Source organism: Treponema phagedenis (assembly GCF_008153345.1).
GTDB lineage: Bacteria > Spirochaetota > Spirochaetia > Treponematales > Treponemataceae > Treponema > Treponema phagedenis.
This window is the reverse complement of record NZ_CP042818.1, coordinates 263,246-276,227: the sequence shown is the minus strand read 5'-3', so window position 1 is coordinate 276,227 and position 12,982 is coordinate 263,246. Positions and strand designations below refer to the sequence as shown.

General features: G+C 38.6%; 12 protein-coding genes. 5 read left to right on the top strand and 7 right to left on the bottom strand.

Annotated features, from left to right (window positions below; genetic code table 11):
• Positions 1-3: 3 nt before the first annotated feature.
• The 5 genes from FUT79_RS01225 to FUT79_RS01205 form a co-directional block, all read right to left on the bottom strand.
• Positions 4-1,002 carry a radical SAM protein gene (locus tag FUT79_RS01225; RefSeq protein WP_148889203.1) on the bottom strand — a complete coding sequence of 333 codons (999 nt, stop codon included), beginning with the start codon at positions 1,000-1,002 and terminating at the stop codon, positions 4-6.
• A complete protein-coding gene (locus tag FUT79_RS01220; RefSeq protein ID WP_024751859.1) occupies positions 999-1,376 on the bottom strand; it encodes a hypothetical protein in 378 nt (125 codons plus the stop codon). The genes FUT79_RS01225 and FUT79_RS01220 overlap by 4 nt, the downstream gene beginning before the upstream one ends.
• 297 nt (positions 1,377-1,673) lie before the next feature.
• Positions 1,674-3,200, bottom strand: coding sequence for an LTA synthase family protein (locus FUT79_RS01215; protein WP_024751858.1), 1,527 nt, complete (start codon positions 3,198-3,200; stop codon positions 1,674-1,676).
• A gap of 24 nt (positions 3,201-3,224) precedes the next feature.
• Complete coding sequence (locus tag FUT79_RS01210; protein ID WP_024751857.1) at positions 3,225-4,751, bottom strand: LTA synthase family protein; 1,527 nt, start codon at positions 4,749-4,751, stop codon at positions 3,225-3,227.
• Between the two features lie 247 nt (positions 4,752-4,998).
• Complete coding sequence (locus FUT79_RS01205) at positions 4,999-5,787, bottom strand: TatD family hydrolase (RefSeq protein ID WP_024751856.1); 789 nt, start codon at positions 5,785-5,787, stop codon at positions 4,999-5,001.
• 115 nt (positions 5,788-5,902) lie between these two features.
• On the opposite strand from FUT79_RS01205, the gene FUT79_RS01200 reads away from it, so the two are divergent.
• The 5 genes from FUT79_RS01200 (at position 5,903) to FUT79_RS01175 (ending at position 9,149) form a co-directional block, all read left to right on the top strand.
• On the top strand, positions 5,903-6,115 hold the full coding sequence (locus FUT79_RS01200; protein WP_002700190.1) for a hypothetical protein: 213 nt from the start codon (positions 5,903-5,905) through the stop codon (positions 6,113-6,115).
• Between the two features lie 372 nt (positions 6,116-6,487).
• A complete protein-coding gene (locus FUT79_RS01195; protein WP_024751855.1) occupies positions 6,488-7,057 on the top strand; it encodes a GntR family transcriptional regulator in 570 nt (189 codons plus the stop codon).
• A complete protein-coding gene (locus FUT79_RS01190; protein WP_052335626.1) occupies positions 7,050-7,259 on the top strand; it encodes a GntR family transcriptional regulator in 210 nt (69 codons plus the stop codon). The genes FUT79_RS01195 and FUT79_RS01190 overlap by 8 nt, the downstream gene beginning before the upstream one ends.
• On the top strand, positions 7,240-7,695 hold the full coding sequence (locus FUT79_RS01185; RefSeq protein ID WP_052335623.1) for a GntR family transcriptional regulator: 456 nt from the start codon (positions 7,240-7,242) through the stop codon (positions 7,693-7,695). Before FUT79_RS01190 ends, FUT79_RS01185 begins: the two co-directional genes overlap by 20 nt.
• 599 nt (positions 7,696-8,294) lie before the next feature.
• Complete coding sequence (locus FUT79_RS01175; RefSeq protein ID WP_002700197.1) at positions 8,295-9,149, top strand: aldo/keto reductase; 855 nt, start codon at positions 8,295-8,297, stop codon at positions 9,147-9,149.
• Positions 9,150-9,451: 302 nt separating this feature from the next.
• Here FUT79_RS01175 and FUT79_RS01170 read toward each other — a convergent pair whose 3' ends face one another.
• Positions 9,452-10,903: a C69 family dipeptidase gene (locus FUT79_RS01170; RefSeq protein WP_024751854.1), complete on the bottom strand. Its 1,452-nt coding sequence runs from the start codon at positions 10,901-10,903 to the stop codon at positions 9,452-9,454.
• Between the two features lie 343 nt (positions 10,904-11,246).
• Positions 11,247-12,359 carry an ABC transporter ATP-binding protein gene (locus FUT79_RS01165; protein ID WP_024751853.1) on the bottom strand — a complete coding sequence of 371 codons (1,113 nt, stop codon included), beginning with the start codon at positions 12,357-12,359 and terminating at the stop codon, positions 11,247-11,249.
• Positions 12,360-12,982 lie beyond the last annotated feature (623 nt).

The following is a 12,982-nucleotide window of genomic DNA, read 5'->3' as shown; positions in this document are numbered from 1 at the left end:
AACTCAAACCTCTTTCGATACCCACCCCTCCCGCCAATGCCAAATCGGTTTTGAGAGTTTGGAGGAGAATGTTTGTATGCGTGTAAAGTCGGGAAGCCAATCGGGATCTTCGATAAGTTCTTGGTAAAAGCCGTTATCAATTTCCAACTCGCTTAAGAGGTTGCGCAGGGCGGAATCTTCGGAGCTCGTCAAGAGGCGGTTCTCAAAAGCCTGCATGTCTTTTGTACGCGGATTTGCCTCAACCGGTGTGTATTGGGTCATCAGGGAAAGCAATGCGGAATCCTTCATGGTTTTTGCAAACCATGAAAGCACCAGCGCCGTGTCTGCAATTCTTCCCGGCAGAGCGAGGTGCCGGACAATTACACCCGACATAAGCTTGCCCGCCGGATACCGTTTTTGGTTTGAACCATCTAACACAAGCGGAGATATCCGCACCATTTTTTTGATTGCCTTTTTTGCGGTGCTCGGATAATCGGCAGCCTTAAACACCGCACGGGCAATATCCGTGTTCAATGTTTTTAAATCGGGCAGCCAGCCATCAACCAAACCGTCCAACATATCAAGCGCATCGGTACTTTCGTATCCGGAAGAATTCCAAACTACCGGTATATCTAAACCTCTTTCTTTTGCCCGCAGCAATCCCGCCGCAATACCGGGAACCGCATGACTGCCGGTTACAATATTGATATTTTCCGCTCCCGCATTTTGCAGTGCAAAACAAATATCAGCAAACGCTTCCGCCGAAACCGCCCGCCCCATCCCCTGTTGCGAGATCTGAAAATTCTGACAAAAAGGACAACCTAAATTACACCCCGAAATAAAAACAGTACCCGATCCCCCCGTACCGGTAACGGGCGGCTCTTCCCCGAAATGCAACCCTGCCCACGCAATACGCAGCTCGCTTGTCTCTCCGCAAAATCCCCGCTGCCCTGCATTTCTATTGACACCGCAACGGCGCGGACAAACTGCGCATGAATCATATGCAGAAAAAAAATCGCTCATCTTCCGCGTATTTTTTTCCTGTCAACAATAACAGCCATCAAAGAGTTCAGCAAATCCATATCCAAATCATCCGCCGCCGCATCAATTATCACGGTAATCGCTTCCCAATCCTCTTCGGAAAAATTCATCGAATCATCAAAACTTCCGTCAATCAACGAAAATATTTTATAAAACCACTCTATATCTTCATCGATTGCGCTTATCTCGGCTCCCAATCGATAGTCGGCAAAATCCTCGGCAAGCTGCACAGCCTGCTTATCGTAAACGGCAACCGTTTTACAAAACAAATCCGCTATTATTTTTCTGCCCTCCGAAAACTCAACAGCAGCAGCCCTGCGCTTCGCATCACTATAAAACTTATCTATGATATTCATACTCCGCGCATTATAAAAGAAAAAAGAGGGAAACACAAGTTCAAAAATTACTGCGCTGTATTCTTGCTTTTTTTATTAAAAACTAACCCTCCGAGTTTGAAAACCCCCTATTATAAAAATGAGCTCGACACGGCACAACGGTGGGTAAACTTACCATAGGGCGAAGTTTTGAAAATTTACTGTAACTTCGCCTACGAGTTTTAAAACTTCAATTTTACAGTTTTGTGTTGATGCTCCATGAGGTATAACACAGCAACTTAATTTAGAGAACTTTATAACAATTTGCAGTTCGTATAATCACTTAAAGCGCGGCTCTATTATTTCCGCTAAAAAAGAAGAGCGATGTTGAGCTTCGGCATTAAATTGATCGGTGCCGATTTCTTCAAGCAATGTTTTTTTCCCTGAAAAAAGGGAGCGACCCAGTCCGAGCTTTTCAGCATTAAACTGAATTCCCATTGCTTCCAGTATAGTAGGACAAAAATCAAAAGCGGCAAATGTTCTGTTTTTATCAGCCGCTGTTGTTGCCTGGGAATTTATAATTGCATTATAGGCATGCCGTTCATCCTTTCTCGTCCCGAAAGGATATAAACCTCCGCCCATATATTGATGATCTCCTAAAATAACGATAACCGTATTATCATAAAAGTTTTGTGTTTTTAGCCAAGCTACAAAATCACCTGTCATTTTAGACGCATTCCGATATACATCCTGAATTTTTGTTTTGAATTCCCGTTTATACTGCGACGGTAAATATCCACCCGGGGTATGGCTGTCCGTTGTAAAAACTTGTAAGAAAAAAGGACCCTTGTCGGAAATATTTGAAAGCTCTTCTTTAGCAAACTCAAAAAGTTTTGCATCTTCAAAGCCCCATCGGACCTTATACTTTTGCGGTAATTTTCCGGTAGCAATATAATACGGATAATCCTTAATTTCAAAATCTTTGTGATTTTTCAATAAAAGATTCTTATATCCGAATGTAGCGCTTGCTCCGGTAATGAAAATATTTTTATATCCGTTATCGGCAAGAATATCTCCAAGTCCATATCCACCCTTACAAAAATTTTTTCGCAAATTTTTTCTGGAGCCAAGCGGATCCAGCCCCAACGGTACGCCCAAATTGCTGCAAACCATTGAAGCGATCGTATGCGTTGCGCCAAGCACCTGCGTAAAGCCCCCAAGTTTTTCACTATTACTGAACGAAAGATGCTCTTCCGCTATCTTTCGTAATTCCGGAATAGTATCATACGGAAGCAAGCCCCCATATTTTTTTGCAGTAGCAGTTATTTCTATAGATTCCAAATAAATAAATATAAGATTTTTCTTTTTTTCAGGGAAGGAATATGTAACCGTTTTAGGATCCGTATAGTAATTTTCGTACAAGTCGGTTTCACCTTGTAATTGATAAAACACATAGTTAATAATACATGTTTTATACTGTAAAAAAACTAGAAGTAAAAATAAAAAGCAACCGAAAAAAAAGATGTTTTTTTTAACAGTAAAACGTATTGGAAATGGTATAAACTGAATATTCTTCTTATGTTTTCTTTTAATAATAACAGGGCTCAAGAAAAAAGAAATTAAAAAATAAGATACTGCCAGGAGCAAGGGAAAGATAATAAGAAAGATAAAAACCGTAAGCAAAATAGTCTTGTCAGCATCCCCTTGAGGAGTTTTTAACGTAAATATTATTTCGTCAATGCTGATATTCGGAAAGGTACTGTGTACCCAAATAATTGAAGCAAAAAGAGCTGCATATAAAAAAATGAATAAAGAAGCAGGTATTAAATTTTTTATTCTTTTAAAATTTTCTAACTCAGATTTCATTAAGGAAGAGCCCTCCATAGATATTTATTTTTTTTGAATAATATGATTTTGATAAAAAGAAGAACGCCGCTGAATTTCCTCATTAAATTTATTTACCCCGATTTCTTCAAGCAGTGTTTTTTCTCCTGAAAAAAGGGACCGCCCTAAACCAAGCCCTTTCGCATGAAACCGAATACCCAACGCTTCCACTATTGTGGGATAAAAATCAAAAGTCGCAAATACTCTGTTTTTAGTTTGTACTGTGTGTACCTGAGAATTGATAATCGCATTATACGTATGCCGATCTTTTTCTTTAATATTCTTTGAATATAAATCATCTCCCATATACTGATGATCGCCTAAAATAACAATTACCGAATCTTCGTAAAAGCTTTGTTTTTTTAGCCACTGAATAAATTCTCCTACTTGTTTTGAAGAATCGGCAAACACATTATGAATTTGATTTTTAAATTTTTTCTCGGCATCTTTTTCTAAATACCCTTTCGGCGTGTGAGTATTCCCCGTAAAAAGCATTAAGAAAAAAGGTTCTTCTTTTTCTGAAAGCTCGGCTAACTCTTCTTTTGCAAACTGAAAAAGTTTACTGTCTTCAAAGCCCCACCAAACCTGATAGTCTTTATCCAGTTTTCCTATTGAGCGATAGTGGTTAAGATCAAAAATTGAAAAATTTTTATGGTTTTTTACAAAAACATCTTGATATCCGTACTGAGGGCATGAGCTTGAAATGAAAATATTTGTATATCCGTTATCAAATAAGATATCGCCAAGTCCATACCCTCCCGTAAAAAAATGAGATTTTAGGTTTTCCGAAAAAAACGGAGGGAGCATTTCAGGAACGCCTAGTGATGTATTTACAAGCGACGCAAGCGAATGACTTGTACCAAGAACTTGTGTAGCTCCGCCGAGTTTTTCTCCGTGACTGAAGGAAAGATTTTCTTCGGCTATTTTTCTCAATTCGGGAATAGTATCATATGGAAGCAAACCGCCGTATTCTTTTGCGGTGATACTTGCCTCTACCGATTCCAGATAAAGAAAAATCAAATTCTTTTTTTTCGCCAGAAAAGTAAATTCAACCTTGCTTGGATCAACATAATACTTTGAATATAAATCGGTTTCCGGTTGGTATTGATAATAAACATAAGTAAAGAATTTTATTTTACATTGCCAAAAACCAAGAAAAACAAGAAGCCAGACAGTGATAAATAAAAATATATTTCGCGGACGCGGTTTTATAAAAAAAGGGAAAATTTGAATCTGCTTTTTTTTTAAATTGATGAACAGAGCTTGTTTAAAAAAAAGTGCACTAAAAAAATAAAAAACGGTTATACAAAAGGGTATTACGAAAACCTTTATATACGATAAAATAACAAAATCTGACGGAGCCCCCGCAGTGGGAACGCTACGGAAGAAAATAAGTTGCTCAATATTTAAATTTGAATATGTTTTTTTTACCCAAAGCATACCGATGATTAAAAATGAAACAAAAAGGACCACAATTGAAGTAAAAAAAAGAGATGAATATTGTCTTTTTATATTTTTTTTAATCGTGAACATAATTGCTCCTGAAGATAATTAATAAATTCCGGTATTTCCGTATCAGTTTAAAATGTACAATAAACCTGGATGATATATTTTTTTAATTATTATTGCAATAGGTATGGAAATAATTGTCAAGCCGCTATAACAATGTCCACTTTTTATTATACGGAACCAAGTTTTAGCAATCTCCTTATTTTAAAGCATTATTTCTGCATAAAACCGCTGCGATCAGTGACGATTTTCAAAAGCAAGGATAAATGTTTTAAGCTTTCAGTGCAAAAGCTTTAAAAAAATTTTCTTCAATGATATTTTTCAATTCAAAAAATCGTTCGGTTTGGAGCTTTATTTCTCGCAGTTCTGCAAGGCGGCTAAACACAAGCCGTATATCGTCTACTGTGGAAAAAGCTTCACCTTTTAAAGTCATATAGGGGGAATCCGTTTCGGTAAGGATGTGTGTAATCGGCAGATGAGTGGCTGCTTCACGCACGGTTTTTTGCCCGCGTAATAAGGCTTTGCCGATTGAAAAAAAAGCGGGGACTCCTTTTTTTAAAAATGACTCCGCTTCGACAATGGAACCGCTCCAACCGTGAAAAATAACTGCCGGCAATTTTTTGAGCAGGTTTGTTTCAGCAAACAAAAGATTCATTGCCCGCCGCACATGAATAACAATCGGCGTCCGATAAAAGAGTGCGAGCTCAAGCTGCGCATTCCATACCGCTTTTTGCTGTTCGATGGTATCCTTATACTCATCAGTGAATAAATCAAATCCGCACTCTCCTATAGCGGCAATTCTTTTTTCTTTTAAGAGCTTTTCCAAAAAATCCAACTCATTTTGAATCGGAAGCTGCGGATGAATTCCGAACGAAAGAATAATCCGATTGCGAACGGGAACATCCGTAACTGCTTCCTGCATCTGTTTTATTTTTTCATGAAAAAGAAATTCTTCCCGTTCGTGGGCAGAGGTACAGACTCTTAAATCATCAGGCAGAGAAAAAGGTGCTTTTTGCCGCTGTTGTAAATCGAAAATATGCATATGAGCATCACTATACATATAAACATTATATCCTAAAGCATTTTTCTTGCATACCGAAAAATAAGTATAGGCATTTTTAATGCAATCTCAGTAATCGCATTAAATTTGAAAACAATCTAATCGGAGGAACCAAATGAAACTTTATTCAATAAAAAGCAACCCCGGAGAAATCTCTTATTTTTCAATTTTAAATGAGAATGAAAGCGGTTATTTTGTGCGTATTTGTCATGACAAAGAAGGCTATGAAAAAGTGCGCGAAGAATTTATGGAGAAATCCTTGTTTGACCTTTGCTTACGTACCGGATATATTACAAAGGTTGCCGAAAAAGCTTCTGTTGTTGCATAAGCGAACGGGCTGGGCTGTTAGGGCTATAAAAACCTAAATTTAAAACGGGAGATGCTGTCTTTTTTCTATGCATCAACAACGCTTTGTCAAACCACGTTGATTTTTTAATTAAAAGCGGCATTCATAAAAACTCCTCACACACCGATATTTCAACATGAAATATCGGTGTACATCAATCTTTTACCGGCACTTACGAATCCTCATCAAAAATACGTATCGCACTGTTTGGCACTGATTGCGGCATTTTTTAAGTACAGTATATGCAAGCCGGAAAATTATGCTTGCGATATTTACCGAAACATCTGAATAAATAAAAAATTCTCTGTCTTTACTAAAAATTTGATATTTCCTATAATCAGCACAGGTAGTGTTGTGGAAATAAATAAAAGAACAAAAGATACAATCACTGAAATTTTAACTGAAAAAATTATCACGGGAGAAATTCCCGGCGGATATAATTTAAAACAAGAAGAGCTTGCAAAAGCGCTTGGGGTTTCTCGAATTCCTATTCGGGAAACATTGATGACACTTGAAAGCCTTGGGCTTGTGTACAGAAAAGCAACGCGGCATTTTTTTACCGTTGATTTTTCTGCAGAAGAAATTATAAGGATATTCCAAGTAGCGCTCAATTTTGAATTAGAGTCCATACGTAATTTTAACAATGAAGAACACAATGAATTTGAGCAGCTGTTAGCAAAGGTTGACAAATCTTATGAAATACATATATTTTTAAATTCAAAAATCAAAAATAATTATTTAAAGCGAATGCATATGAATCTATTATATTTTATTAAAACCGGCTGCTTTGAATGCAAAAATAATAAAGCGCTGTTTAAAAACTTACGCACACTCACCGATTTTGATAATTTTAAAAAAAATTATGAAGCGTATTATGCCGAGCTGAGCAAAAATTTAATTCGGAAGAGGTTTGAGGATGCTTAACCTTGAGCCTATTGAAATTATTTCCGCAAAAGAAAAAGTTTGCTCTCAACTTAGGAAGGCAATTTTTTCCCGAGAAATAGCCGAAGGAACGGAACTTATTCTTGAAAGTATTGCCACTTCTCTTGGAGTAAGCGTTACACCGGTTCGCGAGGCGTTGCAGGTATTACAGCGAGACGGATTAATTGAATACAAAAAAAAATAAACGTGCGGTTGTGCTTGGCTTAAACGAAAAGTATATCAGCGACCATTATGATTTGCGTGCAATTCTTGAGGGCGAAGCTTGTTATCTTACGGTTATAAACAAGGGTAGTTTAGAAAAACTTATCAACTCTTACGAAGCCGCAAAAGCGGAGATTGCAAAAAAGAATTTTTCAGATTACTCAAATTACAACTACGCCTTCCATCTTGAAATATGGAAATTAGCAAAAAACGATAAGCTGATAACAACTCTCAAAGATTTGTGGAACGGGCTTTCCGTAAATAAAATCATGTCCAATGCGGAGTATGCCAAAATGTCCATGAAAGAACACAAGGAAATCCTTGATGCGCTTATCGCGGAAAACGGCGAGCTTGCACGGGATTTAATGAGACAGCATTTATATCGCAGCAAAGAATCAATTTTAACTCATTATAGATAGCGCGGTATACGGTCGTTGCGGTTTGAGTTTTTCTTCAAGTAGGACAATATGTTTTGCGGTTACCTTTTACGCCGGAAGAGAATGCACTTGAAGCAATTAGTGTAGCGTTTTGTAATTAACGTGCCATAATCAAAGCATTAACAAACGGCTTGGAGTTCCGAACTGCAGCAATGTTTTAAAGCAAGGCAGTTTGCAAAGCTTTAAAACTCGCAGGGTTCATTTTGCCACGGACGGCAAACTCAGAACGGGCACGGACGCCCATGGTTCCACGCAGAAACGATGTTTTAAAAGCACAAACTTTTTCCAAGTGCTTTTAAAACTCGTGGTTTAGTTTTTGCCACGGATGGCAAAAACTAAACCGTCGGGTCTGACTCTTTTTATAACAGGGAGTTTTTAAACTCATTGGTTTGGTCTTGACAAGGACGGCAAAATTATTTGCAAAGCTTTAAAACTCGTAGGGTATCAAGCATTTTTAAGTCTAAATGCTTTTTACGCCGCAGTATGAAACAGCGGAAAGCTCGTAAAGGGTTTTATATAAAACAGTGAGTCTGAACACTGTGAAATTAATAGCAAGTTTTTGCTATACGTGAAGGAGAAATATGAAACATAAAATCACACTTGCAAACGGCACACGCATACCCGCTCTTGGTCAAGGAACTTGGCATATCGGAGATAATGAAAAAACAAGAACTCATGAAATTGAAAGTATTCAAGCAGGGATTGCTTCTGGAATGACCCTCATTGATACCGCCGAAATGTACGGCAACGGCCGAGCAGAGCAACTCGTCGGTGAAGCAATCAATGCGATCAATCGAAAGGACTTGTATATTGTTTCCAAAGTTCTTCCGCAAAATGCCGGAGGTCAAAAGTTAGAGCGCTCGTTGGACGGCAGCCTCAACCGTTTAAAAACGGATTACTTGGATTTGTATCTCTACCATTGGAGAGGCTCATACCCGCTTCAGGAAACAGTTGACCGCATGGAAGAAATGGTACAAAAAGGCAAGATTCGTGCTTGGGGCGTTTCGAATTTTGATATTGATGACATGGAGGAGCTCCTAAGTTGCCGCAACGGCAACCATTGTATGGTAAATCAGGTTTTGTATCATCTCGGTTCACGAGGAATTGAATTCAGTCTTTTGCCATGGATGATAAAACACCAAGTCGCCTTGATGGCATACTGTCCGTTGGCACAAGGCGGCGACCTTAGAAAAGGGCTTTTTACAAATCCCGTAATTGTAAAGCTTGCGCAAAAATATAAGGCGGATGTTTCGCAAATTCTATTGGCGTGGAGTATTCGAAACGGCAAAACGGTTGCGATACCGAAAAGTGCCCGTAAAGAACGCACGCTTTTAAATGCCGCCGCCGATTCAATTCATTTAACTGACGAAGATTTACAACTAATTGATTCTGAATACCCTGCTCCGACAAAAAAAATGCATCTTGATGTACAATAGGGAAGTTTTATAGCAATTACCCTCATTTCAGAGCATGAATAGAGAAAAATTGATTACAAGGATAAACAAAAAACAATCCTAATAGGATCAAATCCCTCGCGCGCGGTGTTTAGCTTTTTACGATTACTGCACTTAAAAAGCTCATCCGATTCTTTATGGGAGCAATTTTGATTGTCTGTCAAAAAGATGTTGAGTCTTTTCTATACATTTAGCTTAGTAAACAAAAAAGGCCGTCAAAAAATTTGACGACCTTTTCTTTAGGCTTTATAAAGCGCAAAGTAAAAAACTCTTTCTTCAAACAATTAAAGATTCTTGTCCATTGTGAAACTTAATTTTGAGTATCCGAAAGAATCTTTTATTAAGTCCGAAAGATAATCTTTTGTTTTTGAAAGTACGTATTCAGCGTTTTTTTTATTTTCTTCGGTTAAAAATTCACTCATTTCTTTTGCCGGCATTTTAGAAGCGGCATCGGTAATTTCTTTCACTCGCCGCCTGCCATAACTTTGCATTTCGATAAGGTATGCATTATTCTCTTTTTTAAAGGTTGAATAATGTAATTCCACAAAATGAGCAACCAGCTTAAAAAGCCAGTATGCGTTATCAACGGAAACCCGCTTTGTCATTCGCTTATATGCAAGCGGAGTGTCAAGCACATTGGTAAAAAACGGTACATACGGCACAAAGGCTGTCGTCCCGAGCGCCAGCCATTGAATGCCTGCAACCCCTTCGGGAACATTCGGACGCAACTGGAGAATGTGAGATTCCGCCGTTCGAGACAAAGAAATACCTCTAAACCGAGTTTTTTCAAATTCGGTGTTGCCGTTTCCAAGCGGGTCAAATTCCGTCTCGTTATAATGAGAGCTCAAAATATACTCAACATCTTCCACAGAAATAAGACGGCTTGCTTTTTGAATAAACGGAATATCATTTGAGGTCGGCGACTGTTCAATTTCGGGATTTAAGTATTTTTGTGCAAACCACGCACGCGGCGTATTATACACTCTGTCTTGTTCGCTTGAAGTGCCGAAAATATGCCGAAAATTAAAACCGGCACGATCGGGATTTAAATGATGCGTTTCAACAAACTCTTGGATGCCGTCGGAATATGCATAGTTATTGGTGTCGGCAAAATCAACAGCTTCTATTGAGGTTTGATTCGGCGCAACAGCGTAACAATCATCGGGGATGCGCACTGCAGCCCAATGATGTCCGCAGGGAATTTCCATATACCAGATTTCATTTACGTCAGCAAAAATAATTCCGTTTCCTTCCGCAGAACCATACTCCGCAATAAGCTTCCCTAAAAAATCTACACCTTCACGGGCGGAATTTATATACGGCAGTACAATATCGTTTATGGCATCTTCGGCAATACCTGTTTTCACCAAAGGATCATACGCCAAAACCCGCGAGTTTCCGTAAATGCTTTCAGTGGAACTTACTGCAATATTTTTTTCATTTATGCCGGCTTCCCCGTAAACTCCGTTGTTTTCTTTATCGTGCGGATAGGCTTGCGGCACCGATGTATAACGGTATGCTTTTTCGGGAAGCGGAATCTTTACGCCCGTATTAAGCGACTTATAAATTCTACCCGATTCATGCACCGCTTTCTCCAGCACAAAAATTTTTGGACTTATCGCTTCATGAAAATCTTCATTTCTGGCAACCATAACAGTTCCGTCAATACTCGCCTTTTTACCGACCAGCACTGTCGTACAAGCGGCATGAGCGGAATTCCGTGCTTTATTATTCATAATAATACCTCATGTTAAATTATATTTACATATAAAATATCGGAAAAGCTCGCTTTATACAATGCCATGTCGATACTTCACAGCGCGCAGTCATGTGTGCAGCTTTTAAAAGTTTGAATATAAATTTCGGAATACAACATCGCGAAACTGCAGCCCAAAGCCCCGCACGAGTACTAAAAATTCGCCTTAAAACCAATGCAGGTATGCATTATATTGTGCAGTCGCTTCGACTTCCTCCAACAGATACAGCCCGAAACAGATCTGCGCGGAAAAAAGCTGCCTGCTATAAACAAAGAAGGCGGAAGCAGGTACTGCTTCCACCTTATATAAAAGAAAAGAGAGGTTATTCAGACTTTACATCTTCGCAAATAGTTTTTTCGGTTTCAAAATCAAAATATTTAGCTTTTTCCATGTTGGGGATAAAAATAAGGGTGTCGCCTATACCGCCTTCAACCGCTTCAAAAGTCCTTGCTATAAGCTGTTGCCCTTTAGACGCAAGGTATAAGTGGGTTTCCGCACCGAGCGGTTCTTTTACCGTAATTTTAAGCTGCATTGCGTTTTTTTCAGATGCTTTTTGTGAAAGCTCCATATCTTCGGGGCGAATACCAAAGAAAACCTGTTTACCGACATAGCGTTTAAGATGTTTTTGATGTTCTTCAGTTGGTTCAAGAATAAAAGAGCCTTCATCTACTTTAATCGCACCATTGTCTTCAATAACTGTCACGGACAAAAAGTTCATAGGCGGTGAGCCGATAAAGCCGGCAACAAATTTATTGATAGGATGGTTATATAAATAAAGCGGGGATCCTATTTGGTGTACTTTTCCGTCCTTCATAACAACGATTTTATCTCCCATAGTCATAGCTTCAACCTGGTCATGGGTAACATAAATCATTGTTGCTTTTAATCGATGGTGTAAATCTGAAATTTCCGCACGCATCTGTACACGCAATTTTGCATCGAGGTTTGAAAGCGGCTCATCAAAGAGGAATACTTTAGGATTTCGCACAATTGCACGCCCTACCGCAACACGCTGACGCTGACCGCCTGAAAGAGCCTTCGGTTTTCTGTCCAAAAGTTTTTCAATATCCAAAATTCTTGCGGCTTCATGCACGCGTCGTTCAATTTCCTGCTTGTCAACCTTTCGTATTTTTAAGCCAAATGCCATGTTATCATATACCGTCATATGCGGATACAACGCATAGTTTTGAAAAACCATTGCAATGTTCCTATCTTTTGGCGGCACATCATTCATGCGTTCCCCGTCAATATACAGGTTGCCTTCGGTAATTTCCTCCAACCCTGCAACCATTCGCAATGTTGTTGACTTTCCACAACCGGATGGTCCTACAAATACAACAAATTCCTGGTCTTCAATGGTGATATTAGCGTTTTCAACTGCGCGGACATTACCGTCATATATCTTTCCGATTCCCTTTAATTCTACTTTTGCCATTTAAGGCCTCCTAAAATTATCTTATTTTTCTATTATAAACTGAAAACAATCATCTGTCAAAGAAAAAAATATGGGTTTATAATGCGTTATGCGTGAAAAATGTTACGGTTTGTGCTTCCTCAAAAGCCCTGTTTATTTTTAAGTTATCGGATCGTGTGTGTTAATCAGTTGGGGTTTTCCGTTTTCGGCTTTAATTTTTTCGGTTTAGTTTTATGCAACGCTGAGATCAGTTCAGTTTACTCTGAGCACCGGAAAATTTTTTTATAACGCAATAGATGCAGAGCGGATGGTAAGTTTACTCACCGTTGTCAAACTCAGAACCGCCATGGATGGCGGTGGTTCTAAACAGAATTGAGTTTGAAAACTACCATAGCTATATAAACAGAAGTTTTCAAACTCACAGGTTTCATTTTGCCACGGATGGCAAAATGAAACCGTTGTGTCGGGCGCTTTTTTTATAAAATTGTTTATACTTCGTATAAAATATATCAAACACGGATAGAGTTATTAAAAAAAACGTTATAATAGTATTTGCAAATGGGCGCTCACAATTCTCAACCGGATAAAACATATCTGCTGGAAATATGATTACTGAAAATCAGGGGGAGGCAATGAGTTTGAAT